General features: G+C 39.9%; 18 protein-coding genes. 5 read left to right on the top strand and 13 right to left on the bottom strand.

The genetic code is table 11. The annotated features are described in order from the left end of the window. Window positions 1–32: 32 nt before the first annotated feature. The 3 genes from QSJ37_RS14080 to QSJ37_RS14070 all read right to left on the bottom strand — a co-directional run bounded on the left by QSJ37_RS14080 (window position 33) and on the right by QSJ37_RS14070 (window position 3,512). Entirely contained in the window at window positions 33–2,312 is a 2,280-nt protein-coding gene (locus tag QSJ37_RS14080; protein WP_285755731.1) for a DNA internalization-related competence protein ComEC/Rec2, read from the bottom strand. 31 nt (window positions 2,313–2,343) lie between these two features. Beyond that, the gene (locus QSJ37_RS14075) at window positions 2,344–2,799 is read right to left on the bottom strand and encodes a ComE operon protein 2 (protein ID WP_285755730.1); all 456 of its coding nucleotides are present in this window, start codon (window positions 2,797–2,799) and stop codon (window positions 2,344–2,346) included. A 98-nt stretch (window positions 2,800–2,897) separates the two neighbouring features. Beyond that, on the bottom strand, window positions 2,898–3,512 hold the full coding sequence (locus QSJ37_RS14070) for a helix-hairpin-helix domain-containing protein (protein ID WP_285755728.1): 615 nt from the start codon (window positions 3,510–3,512) through the stop codon (window positions 2,898–2,900). A gap of 99 nt (window positions 3,513–3,611) precedes the next feature. Between QSJ37_RS14070 and comER the strand changes: the two genes are divergently transcribed. Next, entirely contained in the window at window positions 3,612–4,433 is an 822-nt protein-coding gene (gene comER / locus QSJ37_RS14065; RefSeq protein ID WP_285755727.1) for a late competence protein ComER, read from the top strand. 168 nt (window positions 4,434–4,601) lie between these two features. On the opposite strand, the gene QSJ37_RS14060 is transcribed toward comER, so the two are convergent. From QSJ37_RS14060 to QSJ37_RS14025, 8 genes are read right to left on the bottom strand one after another with little or no spacing between them, the layout of a single operon-like run. Further along, window positions 4,602–5,345, bottom strand: a complete 744-nt coding sequence (locus QSJ37_RS14060) for a class I SAM-dependent DNA methyltransferase (RefSeq protein WP_285755726.1) — start codon at window positions 5,343–5,345, stop codon at window positions 4,602–4,604. Continuing rightward, entirely contained in the window at window positions 5,342–5,698 is a 357-nt protein-coding gene (gene rsfS / locus QSJ37_RS14055; protein ID WP_285755725.1) for a ribosome silencing factor, read from the bottom strand. The genes QSJ37_RS14060 and rsfS overlap by 4 nt, the downstream gene beginning before the upstream one ends. Then, entirely contained in the window at window positions 5,695–6,273 is a 579-nt protein-coding gene (gene yqeK / locus QSJ37_RS14050; protein WP_285755724.1) for a bis(5'-nucleosyl)-tetraphosphatase (symmetrical) YqeK, read from the bottom strand. Before yqeK ends, rsfS begins: the two co-directional genes overlap by 4 nt. Beyond that, entirely contained in the window at window positions 6,242–6,832 is a 591-nt protein-coding gene (locus tag QSJ37_RS14045) for a nicotinate-nucleotide adenylyltransferase (RefSeq protein ID WP_285755723.1), read from the bottom strand. Before QSJ37_RS14045 ends, yqeK begins: the two co-directional genes overlap by 32 nt. A gap of 40 nt (window positions 6,833–6,872) precedes the next feature. Continuing rightward, a complete protein-coding gene (gene yhbY / locus QSJ37_RS14040; RefSeq protein ID WP_015864567.1) occupies window positions 6,873–7,166 on the bottom strand; it encodes a ribosome assembly RNA-binding protein YhbY in 294 nt (97 codons plus the stop codon). A gap of 8 nt (window positions 7,167–7,174) precedes the next feature. Next, complete coding sequence (aroE, locus tag QSJ37_RS14035; RefSeq protein ID WP_285755722.1) at window positions 7,175–8,008, bottom strand: shikimate dehydrogenase; 834 nt, start codon at window positions 8,006–8,008, stop codon at window positions 7,175–7,177. 33 nt (window positions 8,009–8,041) lie between these two features. After that, entirely contained in the window at window positions 8,042–9,154 is a 1,113-nt protein-coding gene (gene yqeH, locus QSJ37_RS14030) for a ribosome biogenesis GTPase YqeH (RefSeq protein ID WP_285756145.1), read from the bottom strand. Continuing rightward, window positions 9,154–9,669: a YqeG family HAD IIIA-type phosphatase gene (locus tag QSJ37_RS14025; RefSeq protein ID WP_285755721.1), complete on the bottom strand. Its 516-nt coding sequence runs from the start codon at window positions 9,667–9,669 to the stop codon at window positions 9,154–9,156. Before QSJ37_RS14025 ends, yqeH begins: the two co-directional genes overlap by 1 nt. Window positions 9,670–10,020: 351 nt before the next feature. On the opposite strand from QSJ37_RS14025, the gene QSJ37_RS14020 reads away from it, so the two are divergent. Beyond that, entirely contained in the window at window positions 10,021–10,161 is a 141-nt protein-coding gene (locus QSJ37_RS14020; protein ID WP_081188071.1) for a sporulation histidine kinase inhibitor Sda, read from the top strand. A gap of 19 nt (window positions 10,162–10,180) precedes the next feature. Here QSJ37_RS14020 and QSJ37_RS14015 read toward each other — a convergent pair whose 3' ends face one another. Further along, window positions 10,181–10,960 (bottom strand): phosphatidylserine decarboxylase, encoded by a 780-nt coding sequence (locus QSJ37_RS14015; RefSeq protein ID WP_285755720.1) that lies wholly within the window; start codon window positions 10,958–10,960, stop codon window positions 10,181–10,183. A 120-nt stretch (window positions 10,961–11,080) separates the two neighbouring features. Between QSJ37_RS14015 and pssA the strand changes: the two genes are divergently transcribed. From pssA to motB, 3 genes are all read left to right on the top strand, one after another. Then, complete coding sequence (gene pssA / locus QSJ37_RS14010) at window positions 11,081–11,620, top strand: CDP-diacylglycerol--serine O-phosphatidyltransferase (RefSeq protein ID WP_081188067.1); 540 nt, start codon at window positions 11,081–11,083, stop codon at window positions 11,618–11,620. Between the two features lie 188 nt (window positions 11,621–11,808). Then, window positions 11,809–12,600, top strand: coding sequence for a flagellar motor stator protein MotA (gene motA / locus QSJ37_RS14005; protein ID WP_285755719.1), 792 nt, complete (start codon window positions 11,809–11,811; stop codon window positions 12,598–12,600). Next, on the top strand, window positions 12,593–13,348 hold the full coding sequence (gene motB, locus QSJ37_RS14000; protein ID WP_285755718.1) for a flagellar motor protein MotB: 756 nt from the start codon (window positions 12,593–12,595) through the stop codon (window positions 13,346–13,348). Before motA ends, motB begins: the two co-directional genes overlap by 8 nt. Before the next feature lie 66 nt (window positions 13,349–13,414). Here the strand turns inward: motB and ytvI are convergent, their stop codons facing one another. Next, window positions 13,415–14,440, bottom strand: coding sequence for a sporulation integral membrane protein YtvI (ytvI, locus tag QSJ37_RS13995; RefSeq protein WP_285755717.1), 1,026 nt, complete (start codon window positions 14,438–14,440; stop codon window positions 13,415–13,417). Window positions 14,441–14,489: the final 49 nt, after the last annotated feature.

The following is a 14,489-nucleotide window of genomic DNA, read 5'->3' as shown; positions in this document are numbered from 1 at the left end:
AAGCAGTCTCTTTTCTTTATTGGTAATATATGCTATGGAAGCATGACGGAAAAGGTTCCACGATTTTTCGAATAAATGTAGCGAATCGCGCCATGCTGATCTGTCCGCAAAATAATAACATCCCTTTTCTGCAGCCGTTCGATAACATAAGGGGAAGGATGATGGTAACGATTATGTTTGCCGACGGAAATAAGCGCGATCTTCGGCTGTACTTTTTCTAAAAATAACTCTGTTGTAGACGTATCGCTCCCATGATGGGACACTTTTAACACATCGGCTTCTAAGCGCGGAAAAGCGCTGATTAACTCCCTTTCCCCCGTTTCCTCTAAATCGCCCGTAAATAACCAGGATAATCCACCGAGCTTTGTATACAATACAATCGAATGATTATTATCATCACGATGCGTTTTCCATGGATGAAGTACATAAAATGAAATTCCGTCCTCTATCCATCTGTCACCCCTTGATATTTTCACCACTTCTATATTTTTTCGTTCAGCAAATTGAACAAGTTTTTCTTGCAGCGAATTTTTTGTTTCTCCTTTCCCAATGACCATTTGCTTCACAGAAAAATGACGAATGATTTCTTCTCCCGCTCCAATATGATCCAAATCCCCATGTGTCGCAATCAGTTTATCGATATATCGCACTCCGTTTGATTTTAAAAATGGAACGACAACATCTTTTCCCACATCCCACTTCCGCTTTCGTTCCTGCCATGGCTGTCTTTGGTGTGGAAGTGTTCCTCCCGTGTCAATAAGATATACTCCTTTTCGATACGGCAATTCAATATATATACAATCCCCTTGCCCGACATCGAGCAAAACGACCTCACCGTAGCGATCTATATATGGGCTCCATGCATGAAGCGCAATAACGAATGCGACCCATCCTATACTGAGGTACCGCCGCTTCTCCATTTGTACGAATGCAACAAAAATCACGACCGCATAACAGATAAGAAAAAAGAAAGAAGGCCGGCCAAGAATGAGGGACAACGAATGGTTAGAAGAGAAAAAGGCGACAACCTCGCTAGAGATTGCGATAATTGTTTGCAACAGCCAAATAAAAGGAAAAGAAAGAAGCGGATGTATATAATGCGCCCCCACAGCTGCAAACGAAAGCGGCATAATGATGAATGAATAAAGCGGCACAAAAATAATATTTAGAGGAATGCTCCATAACGAAACTTCGAAAAAATAGTATAAAAGAAACGGAAGGGCGCTCAACTGGGCAATAAAAGCCGTAAAAAAGAGACGCCAAAAGACAGAATCATGCGACAAGATCATTTGAAAAGATAGAATAAGAGCAAATGTTACAATAAACGATAGCTGGAATCCGACATCCCATAACATATATGGGTCGAAAAGCAGCATCATGACTAACGTTATACTTAATGCATCGAGCGGCGATAACATCGATTTCCAGTAATCGGCAACTAAGAAGATCATCGCTGTAAAGGAGGCGCGAATAACGGAAGGAGAAGCGCCTGTTAGCACAATATAAATGGGAAGGAAAATCAATAGGATTATCGTTGTCGTTTCCTTGGTGATAAAGCGAACCAATATGGAAAACACAGCTCCTACTAATAACGTGACATGCAACCCGGAAATGGCTAATAAATGGATTAATCCGAGTTTTTGGTATCCTTCTAGAAGCGTCTCGTCTAATTGTCCTCGTTCTCCGTATAAAAGTGCTTGGATAATTCCAACCGTTTCTGATGGAAAATGTGTTTCCACCGTGTGAAGCCCTTTCTCACGAAGCGAAAGAAACCATTCATATAACGTCGGGGATGTGTTGCGGCAGTCTTGCAAGGAGAACGATTGGGGTTTAAGAATCCAATGAATATGATGGAATCGCAAATAACGACGATAATCGAAAGCATTAGGATTTCGCGGCAGCGCCGGACGTTCAAGCCTTCCCTTCACCGTGCATACTGTTCTAGGAGTTAAAGAAGAAAGTTCCTGTTTTTCCTCTGCTGATTTTATGTAATAAATAAGCTGAAGCTTTTCTTTCCCCACTTTGACAATCGATTTTAGTTGATTCCCATCCACCGAAATGGGAGCAACAAAACGAATAGTAAATAACGTCATGTTGCCAGGCAGTTTCGTCTTATTATGATGGTCGATATAAACGAAGTACATATAAAAAAGGCAAAGCGTTATGATAGAAAAAAGAAAGAGGCGCCTTTTTCGCGTGAAAAGAAATATAGCATAAAGCGCGATAAACACCAAAGAAATGTTTGGCCTCCCGCACCCAGCTATGATCCCAAAAACAGCAGCAAGCGCTATATAAACAATATTCCCCCGCATAGTTTGCGCCCCTTTCCGTAGGCATGATTTATTATTTTTGCAGAAGTGACAATATTTCTTTATTAAATGGTACGTGTTCTATCCGGACTTTCGCTTGTTCAAAAAGTTCACGTGCATACGGATGATTTTTGTAATCTTGCGCATAATATACAGCACGAATTCCGCTTTGAATAATCGCTTTGCAGCAATGTAAACAAGGAAAATGAGTTACGTACATTTCTGCGCCTTCTGTCGGTACGCCAAATTTCGCACATTGAATAATCGCATTCATTTCCGCATGGATGGTGCGAACACAATGTCCGTCAATAACGTAACATCCCTCATCAATGCAATGAGCTCCGCCTGCAATAGAACCGTTATACCCCCCGGCAATAATTCGTTTATCCCGGACGATGGTGGCGCCAACCGCCAATCGTGTGCAAGTGCTGCGCAATGCCAACAAATGGCTTTGCGCCATAAAATATTGATCCCATGTAATCCGTTCCATGCTTCCTCCCCCACTTGTCCATTGCAAATTGATTTTCCCTTTCTCAGAAATGAACATATTTTTAGTGTAATGGGCGAGCCAGCAAAGCGTCAACGACATTATGGCAAAACAATGTGTTCTTTTATTTTTTCCAGCGTCTTTTCTCCAATGCCTGTAACATTTAATAAATCTTCTGCTTTTTGAAACGGCCCATGCTTCTCACGATAGGCAATAATGGCTGCCGCTTTAGTCGGCCCAATTCCCGGAAGTTGCAATATTTCTTCCTCTGACGCTGTATTAATATAAATTTTCTTGGAATCATTAGAGGAAACAACAGAAGAATCTATGGAAGGAATGTTCGTCTCCCCGCGCGCCGGTACATAAATCATCATTTCATCATGTACTTTCGCCGCCAAATTGACCTTTGTTTGATCCGCTTCTTTTGTAAATCCGCCAGCCATTGCTACCACATCATTGACACGCGCCGTATCCTTTATTTCGTATACTCCTGGCCGGGCAACTGCTCCCTTTATATCGACAACAATTGTTTTGGGTTGCACTTTCTCTTTCTTTTTCTCCGCCGCTTTCGTCATCATTTGTTCCGACTCTAGTATAGAACCTTGTTCCTTTTCGATCATTTCATTGTTTCTAAACAAAATGACCACCGCAACGATGAACACTGCCAAGAGCAGGATATACCATCGTTTGTCATACTTTTTTATTGCTTCCCACATGTCCATCACCCTTTCAAATTAGTCATAAAATAAAGAAAACGCTCATACATATCGTTGAAAAGACTATACGTACTGCAAACAGGGAGGGGGGAGTGAAGAATGGAAATCGGAATGATTGGGACAGGAAATATGGGAAGGATTTTAATTGAAGCGTTTCTTGAATCTGGTGCCGTCAAAGAAGACCAGCTTATTATCACAAATCGCACGTTAGAAAAAGCGCTCGACATCCAGCGCCGCTATCCGGGCGTATATGTTGCTGCCAGTGCGGAAGAAGTGGTACAGAAAGCAACGATTGTGTTTTTATGTGTAAAACCGTTAGATATTCACCCCCTTTTGCAACAATTATCTTCCTTTTGGACAAAAGAACATTGTCTTGTATCGATTACAAGCCCGATTAGTGTAAAACAACTTGAAGCCGCCGTCCCTTGCCACGTGGTGCGCGTTATTCCAAGCATTACAAACCGGGCGTTTGCTGGAAGCACGCTAATCACGGTTGGGCAGCGCTGTTCTCCACACTACCAAAACTATATAGAAACGCTATTCCGTCACATTTCTGCTCCTTCCTATATTAATGATGGAATTACGCGAATCGCTTCTGATATCGCTAGTTGTGGTCCCGCTTTTTTTAGCTATTTGCTTCAGCAATTTATTGAGGCAGCCGCCGCCAAAACACCGATTACAAAAGAGCAGGCAACAGCACTGACAAGCAATATGATTATTGGATTAGGGGAATTATTGAAAAAGAATCTTTATACACTTCCAACACTGCAAGAAAAAGTTTGCGTGAAAGGCGGTATTACTGGAGAAGGAATTGCGGTGCTTGAAAAGGAAATCGAAGGGGTATTTGAACGCGTATTTGATAAAACACATGAAAAATTTAAAGATGACATCGAAAAAATAAAAAAACAATTCGGTAGTTAATTAAATTCGTTAAAAAAAGAAAAAAATCCTGCTTAGCAAAAAAATGTTTTATTCCGTACCGAAGCCAAAATCGATCAATAGCTTTTCTGCCGAAGCCAACGTGTAATCGCTTTATCAGGCTTTGGCAGAAAAGCGTAAAGTTTTAAAAGCAGGAAGCGCTGCTGTTTTTCATTTTTTCGCAACAAAGAAAACACGTTCCGACGTTTCGCTTGGCGCTTCATCTGTAAAATCCGCGGTTATTTCCAGCACAGTAAATCCCGCTTCCGTCAGCCATTGTTTATACTGATCAATCTCATAGGTGCGCTGTCGATGCAGTTCATCATGCCGTTCATATTTTCCATCATCGCCACGGACGAAAAACGTTAATTCATGCTCAACGCTATGTGGCAACGAAAGCGGATAGCAAGACCAAATATAACTGATTTCCTCGTCATTACTTGTAAATACCGCATCTTGAAAAATACGGTCTATTTTATACGTTGAATGAACGTCAAATAACAATAAACCGTCTTCTTTTAACAGTTCATAAATGCGGGAAAAAGTTTGCCGAACTTCACTTTCTTCTAATAAATAGTTGAGTGAATCGCAAAAAATAGTGACACAATCAAACGACGAAAATCCTTCTAATTCCGTCATATTTTGTTGAAAAAATTCAATGTTAACCTGTTGCGCTTCCGCTTTTGCTTGTGCAATAGCGAGCATATTTTCAGACAAGTCGACACCTGTGACCAAAAATCCTTCTTTTGCCAGCCGAACAGCTAATTCTCCTGTACCACATCCGACATCAAGAATGCGTTTCGCACCTTGACGTCCGTATACCTTTAGCTTCTTTTGCACAAACGACTGCCATGCATCATACGGCGCTTCATTCATTAATGTATCATACCAATAAGCAAATGACTCGTACGTCATTGCTGCAACACGCTCTTCACATCTTCAAGCGGCGCATCTCCCCATAAACGTTCTAAATTGTAATAACTGCGTTCCTCTTTATCAAAAACATGGGCAACGATATCGCCTAAATCGACTAAAACCCATTTTGCCTCATGAAACCCTTCTACCCGTTTCACAGGAATATGGTGTTCCTCGGCTTTCTCTTTTATTTCCCGCGAAATCGCCTGCACTTGTTTTTCCGAATTTCCATGACAAATAACAAAATAATCAGCGACAAGGGAAATTCCTTTCATATTTAGGACAACGATATTTTCCGCTTTTTTGTCATCGGCTGCTCGAACAACCAATTGCAATATTTCTTGTTCCGTCATTCTTCACATTCCCCCTTTATTTCCATCATCAATGAATTATATGTGTGAATCGTGTCTGGATAAATAAGCTGATTTTTTTTCAACAAAAATTGGATGGTGTTTTGTAACGATTTTACTAACGCCTTGTTTAGATCTTGTTTGGCAAGATCACGAACTTCATCTACTCCTGGGAATATCCGTCCGGGCTCAATATAATCGGCAAGGTAAATAATTTTTTCCAATAACGTCATATTTGCTCGTCCTGATGTATGATAACGAATCGCGTTTAATATATCTTCATCTTCAATTCCAACTTCCGTTCTTACTAAATAAGCACCGACTGGAGCATGCCATAGTTCCGAGTTGTAAGAAAGCAAGTCTTTTGGCATATTTTGCTCTAAAATAATTTGTTTCATTTCTTCTTTCGGGCGAAACTTCGCATAGTCATGAAAAATAGCCGCCAATTCTGCTTTTTTTACATCAGCGCCATACTGTTTCGCAAGCTCAATTGCCGTTTCCATAACGCCAATTGTATGTTGATAACGGTGTTCTGTCAATTGTTTTTTAACGAGAGTTAACGCTTTTTCTCGCTCCATATAGCTTCCTCTCCTCAATATAAAGTCTTACACATTCCGGCACTAAATATCGGATTGTTTGTCCTTTTCTTACCCGATCGCGAATCATCGAAGAAGATACCGCAAATTGCGGTACTTCTACTTCCATAATCGGATAAGATGTTTCAGTGGAAAAACCAGGCCGCTTTACACCCACAAATGTTACTAACTGGACAAGTTCGGCAATTTTATACCAGTGCGGCAAATATTCCACCATATCTGCACCGATAATAAAATAAAACTCATCATCTGGGTGCATAGAAAGCAGTTGACGCATTGTATCATACGTATACGACGGTCCTTCTCTTTCCAGTTCAATCGTTTCAATATGAAAACGCGGATGATCAGCAATCGCTAATTCAAGCATGCGCAAGCGATCTTCGCTTTTTGTCACTTGTTCATGTTGTTTATGTGGAGGGATGCGGTTCGGCATAAACCAAATTTCTGACAACTGAAGAGCATGCAGCACTTCATTCGCCATTAATAAATGCCCGTAATGCGGTGGATCAAATGTCCCTCCAAAAATCCCGATTTTTCTCATATTTTCTTCCCTCCGCCATGCATATGCGCAACTTTGCCGTTTAGCGCGGTAACACAATTTGCTTATTTTCTTTTGACTCCTTATACAATACAATGGTATTCCCAATTACTTGTACAAGTTCCGCGCCCGCTCCTTGTGCAAGTTGCTCGGCGACAACATGGCGATCTTCCTCACAATTTTGCAGCACGCTCACTTTAATAAGCTCACGCGCTTCGAGCGCATCGATAATTTGCTTAATCATATTTTCATTAACTCCGCCTTTTCCAACTTGAAAAATTGGTTTCAAATGATGGGCTTTCGCCCGCAAAAAACGTTTTTGTTTTCCTGTTAACATATGTTATGTTACCCCCTAAGCTGTTCGATCACTATTTTTTTCATACGTTGGACATCCGGGAATATTCCTGTCCATTTTTCAAATGCTAACGCCCCTTGATATACAAACATCCCGACTCCATTTTGGATAATTCCATTTCTTTTTCGTGCTTCCTTCAACCATTTTGTCTCTAATGGATTGTAAATAATATCAGAAACGATCGTTCCTTCTTTCATATTTGCAAGAGAAAGCGGCATTTCTTCCACATTAGGGTACATTCCAACAGACGTCGTATTAATGAGAATATCATATTCTCCTAAACGCTCTTCCGCTTCATTTAACGAGTATACAACTGATGAAACAGAAGCATTACATTCATCAATAAGCTGTTTTGCTTTGGATACCGTTCGATTGCAAATATCGATTTGTTTTGCACCGCGATCGGCAAGAGAAACGTAAATGCCTCTTGCTGCTCCACCAGCTCCAATAAGCAAAATGCGCTTTTCTTTTATATCGACGTTTATTTCTTCCTCTAGCGCCCGAACATATCCAGGACCATCTGTATTATAGCCGATCAATCGTCCATTTTCATTCACGATCGTATTGACCGCACCGATGCGGCGCGCTGTTGGATCCACCTCATCGAGCAATGGCATCACCGCTGTTTTATGAGGAATCGTTACATTTAACCCCGAAATGCCAAGGGCCCTTACCCCGGCAATAGCATCCTTCAAGCGTTCCGGCTCTACATGAAATGCATGGTAGTGTGCGGCAATGTTCATGTTTTGAAATGCATCATTATGCATAATTGGCGATAGGGAATGGTGAACAGGACAACCAAATAACGCATATAATTTTTCCATTTTCTCTTCTCCCCTATTTTACTTACAAAGGAATTAAATCAATGATTTCCTTATTAAGATGTCGACTCCCTTTGGTGCATACGCAATCACTTGCGCTCCTGGTTCGTTGCATGTCACCCAACCAAGTCCGGAAAATACAATGTCTGTCTTTCTTTCTTTTATGGTGAATGTATGCGCCTCTAACGGCGGGAATTGGTCGATATAATGTTTGCGCGGAGGAGAAAGAAGTTCACCTAATTGATTGGCATATAACGCCTCCGCTTTTTCTAACTTCGTCCGATGAATGAGCAGCTCATTGGAAAAATAACATACAAAAGACCGTCGTCCCCCTTTTATATAATCAAGCCGGGCGAGCCCCCCGAAAAATAACGTTTGTTGTTCATTCAGCTGATACACTTTCGGATGGATTTCTCGCTTTGGAGTGATGATTTTTAAATCTTTTTTGTCCACAAAGTGCGCCATTTGATGGTGATTAATAATTCCCGGCGTATCATAAATCGCCGCTCCATCATCTAATGGAATTTCGATCATATCCAACGTCGTTCCCGGAAAATAGGATGTTGTAATTACATTTCCTTTCCCCGTTGCCTCTTGAATAATACGATTAATAAACGTTGATTTTCCAACATTCGTACAGCCAACCACATAAACGTCTTTCCCAAACCGATATTTTTCAATCGCCTCCATTACTTTCGCCATTCCGATTCCTTTGACAGCGCTCACTAAACATATGTCAATTGGCTTCAAGCCGAGATCGCTTGCCGATTGTTTCATCCAATGAATAAGCTTTGGATATTTCACCGATTTTGGAAGCAAGTCCACTTTATTGCCAACAAGCAAAATCGGGTTGTTCGCGACAAATCGATGCAATCCTGGAAGCCAGCTTCCATTGAAGTCAAAAATATCGACAATTTTTACGACAAGTGCTTCCGACTGTCCGATGCTGTGTAAAATTTTTAAAAAGTCATCATCTGTCAGTGCTACATCTTGCACTTCGTTATAGTGCTTTAAGCGAAAGCAGCGTTGACAAATGACTTCTTCTTTTTCTTTTTCTAAAACGCTTTTTGGTGCATACCCAGGTTTTGTCTCATCTTCCGATTGAATTAGCGCTCCACAGCCAATGCAGCGAATTTGTTGTTCCACCATCATTCCTCCCAATAAATCATGCCTTTTTTACGCATCATATTTAAAATTATCCGTTCCATCTTTCGGTTCAATCGGGTCCAAAGTCCGTCTGTCTGCGCAACCGGTACAACTAAAATGGTATTTAATCCTAACCGGTTTCCTCCAAACACATCGGTTAGCAATTGATCACCGATGACAACAACTTCATCTTTCCTCAATTGCATCATCGATAACGCTTTTTGGAAAGCGCGTGTCAGCGGCTTCCGTGCTTCGAAAATAAACGGAATGCCAAGCGGTTCCGCGAAAGATTGCACCCGCTTTTTATTATTATTCGATACGATGATCACCTTAATGCCCTCTTGCTTCATATTCTCAAACCACTCCATTAGCTCCGGAGTGGCGCTTGGACGATCCCACTCGACAAGCGTATTATCTAAATCTGTAATGATTCCTTTAATTCCCTTTTCTTTTAACTCACTAGGAGTAATATCCAGTACACGTTTGACAAACTGGCTTGGCAAAAAATAATGAAGCATGTCCATCACCTTACCTTTTTAGGCACTGACTTTCGGCTTTTCTGCCTTTAACCATCATACCTAATTTTCACTAGTCTTTCAAAACAAACTTTGACAAATATATACAATCACAAAAATTTTTTCGACAAAGTTCGTTATCCCAAAAATTGTGGATAAGTTTTGCCCACATCATTCACAAGCATAAAATCAGATTCCCACAACCTTATAAACATGTTTTCCACATGTTATCCACTTGTTGTTGTGGATAACAGAACGGTTGTTCTACATCGGAAATCATGGTACAGTTAAAGTAACTTACCATTATATGTATTGACTGCAAATCATATTCCATTGCTGAAGGAGGTTTTCAGCATGAAATATCTATCCGACGAGCTATTAATCGAATCATATTATAAAGCAAAAGAATTAAAATTAAGCCCGGAGTTTATTGAATTAATTGAAAGAGAAATTCGCCGCCGTTCGTTAGAACATAAAATTAAGCTTTCATCATAATAGCCTCCAGGGCTTTTTTTTATTTTAAATAGCCAATCCGTTCCCCTACTTTCACTCCCATCGGCACCACAATTCGTTCATCAAGCTCAACGCTGTCTTTTTCAAACAATAAAACAACGGTAGATCCAAAAGAAAAATAGGCAATTTCTTGCCCTTTCGTAAGATGCTTGCTCGCATGGGTAAGCTCAATGCTGTTGACAAACATCGCACCTATTTTTACAATCGCGATATGTTTTCCGTTTGCAGCTACTTCTGTAATCATGCGATAGTTTTTCGATAACGGCCGCTTTCCATATTTTAAGCCAAGGCGGTTGACAGGGTACGATTTTTTTCCAAGCGCCCATTGCTTTTGCACGACTCCAGATATTGGGCTATGGATGCGATGATAATGGCTTGGGCTTAAATACAAAATAATGAATAATCCGTTTAAATATTTTTTTGCCGCTTCATCGCTTCCGAGCATTTCTGCAATCGAATATGTCTTGCCCTTAACGACGATTTCACTATTTTCACGAATCACACCGATATCTTCAATAATCGCATCAACAGGGCTAATAACACTGTTTTTCGTTTGATCAATCGGTCTTGTCCCCGCTTTTAGCTTGCGAATAAATAATTGCTGCAGCGTTTCATAATTTTTTAAATTTTTTTCCATTTCTTCCTGATTAATATCATAAATTTTTGCATACGATGGAATAAGTAATGCACTTAAGCGGGACTTCGTAAAAATTGCAATCATTTTTGATGAAAGTGAATGATTCGTCAATTCAATCATAAGACGATACAACCATTTTAACAAATATATTCCCTCCAGTTTACGGCGGTCATGTTTTTTACTACTTTTCATATTATAAATAAAATGAGTATAATTGTAGTAGACTTTGTTTGCTGCGTTTTAGAGCGAAAAGGAGTGAGGAGATTGTTTTTATTGGATTATTTAGATTACACATTAAAAAAGCTAAAAGCAAATATGGCGAATATTTTAACGATGACCAATTTATCACTAGGTGGTTTTTCCGTCTTGACGACGTTAAAAGGGCAGCTTAATGTCAGTCTGCTTCTCGTTTTTTTAGCAGCCTTAGTCGACCGCTTTGATGGAGCTGTTGCCCGCAAATTAAATATTGAATCAGAACTCGGAAAACAATTGGACTCCATGAGTGATATTATATCATTTGGAGTAGCTCCTGCGTTGTTAATTTATCAAAGCTTGCTGCATGAATTTGGCGCACCTGGTGCGTTTTTTACAATTTTATACATCGGCTGCGGCGCCTTTCGTCTTGCTCGTTTTAACATTACAGAAAACAACGGCTATTTTTCGGGACTTCCAATTACAGCTGCCGGAGTACTGCTAACATTAAGCTATTTAACGATTCATTATTTTCCTCCGCAATTTTTCATTTTCCTTATGATCACATTGTCGTTTTTAATGGTCGGAACATTTAAATTGAAAAAAATATAAAACAAACATAGGAAGACTGTCCTTTCCAAAATGAAGTCATAATGGATTGGGCAGCCTTTTTTTATTTTCTATCACACCATTTTCTCTTTTCAATCCTTGTTATTAATTATATGATAAATGTGAATTCATTATAAAGTACAAATAACATATGAATATGGTGTTTTAGAGACATAACGGGGGGATTTCATTTGGACAAAACATCCATTATCGGCATTCTTCTTGGTATTATCGCTGTAGGTGTTGGAATGTACTTTAAAGGTGTCAATCCAAGTGTATTAATTAACCCTGCAGCGATTTTAATTATTATCGTTGGAACTATCGCTTCTGTTACCATCGCTTTTCCAACTCGCGAAATTAAAAAAGTGCCAAAACTGTTCGGCGTGCTTTTTAAAGAACAAAACATCCCAACCATCGAAGAATTAATTCCATTGTTCGTCGATTGGGCGAACGTGGCTCGACGGGAAGGATTGCTCGCACTAGAAGCAAAATTAGACGAAATTGATGATCCATTTTTACGAAATGGTTTGAGCATGGCAATCGATGGACAGACACAAGATTTTATTCGCGATGTAATGACAGAGGAAATTGAAGCGATGGAAGAACGGCATGAAGCGAATGCAGCCATTTTTTCGCAAGCAGGTACATACGCGCCAACACTTGGGGTGCTAGGAGCGGTCATCGGGCTAATTTCGGCATTAGGCAATATCGATAACATTAGCGAGCTCGGCAAAGCAATTAGCGCGGCATTCGTCGCAACACTGCTGGGAATTTTCACTGGGTACGTGTTATGGCATCCATTTGCCAATAAATTAAGAAGAAAATCAAAAGAAGAGGCGAAAATACGGCAAGTCATGATTGAAGGGGTCCTTTCCATTCTAGAAGGACAAGCACCGAGGACAATTGAACAAAAACTTGCTTCCTATCTTCCGGAAACTGAACGCAAGAAAATTGTAGAACAGGGAGAAAAAAGAAATGGGTAAGAAAAAAAAACAAAAACAAGAAGAGCATATTAACGATTCATGGCTTATTCCGTACTCTGATTTATTAACGTTATTACTTGCTCTTTTTATCGTTTTGTTTGCAAGCAGCCAAATTGATCAAAAAAAATTCCAGCAAATCGCCCGGTCATTTAATACGGCATTGGCTGGCGGAACAGGCGTGCTTGATTTTGAAAGCCCAATCGAACCGGAAACCCCGCCTTCGCCATCAAAACAAGAACATAAACAGCAACAAAAAAATCTAAATAAAGAAGATAAAGAAGAGCTGCATGCCGTGCAAGAAAAAATTGATACATATATCGCACAAAAACATTTAAATGGGAAATTACAAACCTCTTTAACAGATGAGGGGCTGGCGATTACAATATTAAATGATATTTTATTTGATTCTGGAAGTGCAGAAGTACGACCAAAAGATCGAAAGCTAGCTAAAGAGATTTCCCAACTGCTTGTCATGAATCCACCGCGAAATATTATTATTAGCGGGCATACCGATAACGTACCGATTCACAATGCGCAATTTGCTTCCAACTGGGAGCTAAGCGTCATGCGTGCTGTAAATTTTATGAAAATATTATTGGAAAATCCCGAGCTCGATCCGCGCTGGTTTAGCGCGAAAGGATACGGAGAATTTAAACCAGTAGCGCCCAATAATACTCCTGAAGGACGGATGAAAAACCGGCGCGTTGAAATTTTAATTTTGCCAAAGACCGAAGCTTCCCGTCAATAATTTGACATTTCCATCGCTCTCCCTATTGATGAAAAAGGCTGGCAGATGTTTGCCAGCCTTTTTATGCTAAAGCTTAAAAGAAAATTTAATGACTCCTGCTTTCACCATTGTTTCCATCAAAATGACAAACGCTGGACCAATAAACAGCCCGATAAAACCTAACAGTTGAAATCCTAAATAAACGCTCACTAATGCAGCCAAAGGGGAAATGCCTAAATTGGTTGAGAAAACTTTCGGCTCAATAATACGACGTACTACCGTAATAATCACAAACAATACAATGAGACCAATCCCTAGGCCGCTATTGCCATTCGCAATACTTATTATCCCCCATGGCACTAACACCGAGCCAGTTCCTAAAATCGGCAAAATATCCACGACAACAATTAGCAGTGCCATAATAACCGCATAATCCACTTTCAACAACAATAAACCGGCCAAAGCAAGGAAAAAAGTGATGAGACTTAACAAAAATTGCGCTTTAATAAATCCGATGCCAGCTTTGCTTAATTGGGTCACAATCATCGCTAACCGCTGATATGTACGTTCAGACAAATATTTTTTGATCCTCTTTTTTAACTTTGGCAAATCTAAACTAATTAAAAACAGTGCTACTAAATATACTAAAAAATGAATAAGAAAGCCAGGAATAAGCGTGATAAAATGAACAATCGACTGCGTCGAATTCGTCGCAAATTCCAAAAGCAAACGTTGTATCGTTTCGACGCTGTTTTCCAACGAAGCAATAATCTCTTTCGGAATCGAACTTGAATACGATTCCCATGTTTGAATAAACTTATTAAAAACTTCTGTCGCTTCACTCAAAAAATGCGGCAGTTTTTGCGAAAATGTCATAATTTGCTGCACAAGTATGACAATAAGAAAATAAAACGCAAAGCCAACGATAATAAGAAATAACGAAAAAACCGTCGTTACTGCATGCAACCGTTTCAGCCGGTAATTGTTCTGCAAATTTTGCACTGCTGGCTCTAATAATAATGCTGTCGCTAATGCAAAGACAAGCGGCAAGCTATACGGCAGCAAAAATAAACCTATTGCAATCACGAAGGCAATAATAATAAACTTTTTCACTATCGTACCTCATTCAATTTGATTTTACTTCGCAGCTTCTATTATAAAT

This window comes from Parageobacillus sp. G301 (genome assembly GCF_030268025.1).
GTDB classification, from domain to species: Bacteria; Bacillota; Bacilli; order Bacillales; family Anoxybacillaceae; genus Parageobacillus_B; species Parageobacillus_B toebii.
Note: the sequence above shows the minus strand (reverse complement) of the source record. Positions and strands in the feature narration are given on the sequence as shown.

What these genes read in the sequence shown, in the direction of transcription:
- rsfS (WP_285755725.1), bottom strand. Translation starts at nt 5,698, where the DNA reads ATGACGGAACAAGAAATATTGCAATTGGTTGTTCGAGCAGCCGATGAC.
- yhbY (WP_015864567.1), bottom strand. Translation starts at nt 7,166, where the DNA reads ATGTTAACAGGAAAACAAAAACGTTTTTTGCGGGCGAAAGCCCATCAT.
- QSJ37_RS14080 (WP_285755731.1), bottom strand. Translation starts at nt 2,312, where the DNA reads ATGCGGGGGAATATTGTTTATATAGCGCTTGCTGCTGTTTTTGGGATC.
- yqeK (WP_285755724.1), bottom strand. Translation starts at nt 6,273, where the DNA reads ATGGAGCGAGAAAAAGCGTTAACTCTCGTTAAAAAACAATTGACAGAA.
- QSJ37_RS14075 (WP_285755730.1), bottom strand. Translation starts at nt 2,799, where the DNA reads ATGGAACGGATTACATGGGATCAATATTTTATGGCGCAAAGCCATTTG.
- QSJ37_RS14070 (WP_285755728.1), bottom strand. Translation starts at nt 3,512, where the DNA reads ATGTGGGAAGCAATAAAAAAGTATGACAAACGATGGTATATCCTGCTC.
- QSJ37_RS14060 (WP_285755726.1), bottom strand. Translation starts at nt 5,345, where the DNA reads ATGACGTACGAGTCATTTGCTTATTGGTATGATACATTAATGAATGAA.
- yqeH (WP_285756145.1), bottom strand. Translation starts at nt 9,154, where the DNA reads ATGGTGGAACAACAAATTCGCTGCATTGGCTGTGGAGCGCTAATTCAA.
- QSJ37_RS14045 (WP_285755723.1), bottom strand. Translation starts at nt 6,832, where the DNA reads ATGAGAAAAATCGGGATTTTTGGAGGGACATTTGATCCACCGCATTAC.
- QSJ37_RS14025 (WP_285755721.1), bottom strand. Translation starts at nt 9,669, where the DNA reads ATGCTTCATTATTTTTTGCCAAGCCAGTTTGTCAAACGTGTACTGGAT.
- QSJ37_RS14020 (WP_081188071.1), top strand. Translation starts at nt 10,021, where the DNA reads ATGAAATATCTATCCGACGAGCTATTAATCGAATCATATTATAAAGCA.
- aroE (WP_285755722.1), bottom strand. Translation starts at nt 8,008, where the DNA reads ATGGAAAAATTATATGCGTTATTTGGTTGTCCTGTTCACCATTCCCTA.
- comER (WP_285755727.1), top strand. Translation starts at nt 3,612, where the DNA reads ATGGAAATCGGAATGATTGGGACAGGAAATATGGGAAGGATTTTAATT.
- motB (WP_285755718.1), top strand. Translation starts at nt 12,593, where the DNA reads ATGGGTAAGAAAAAAAAACAAAAACAAGAAGAGCATATTAACGATTCA.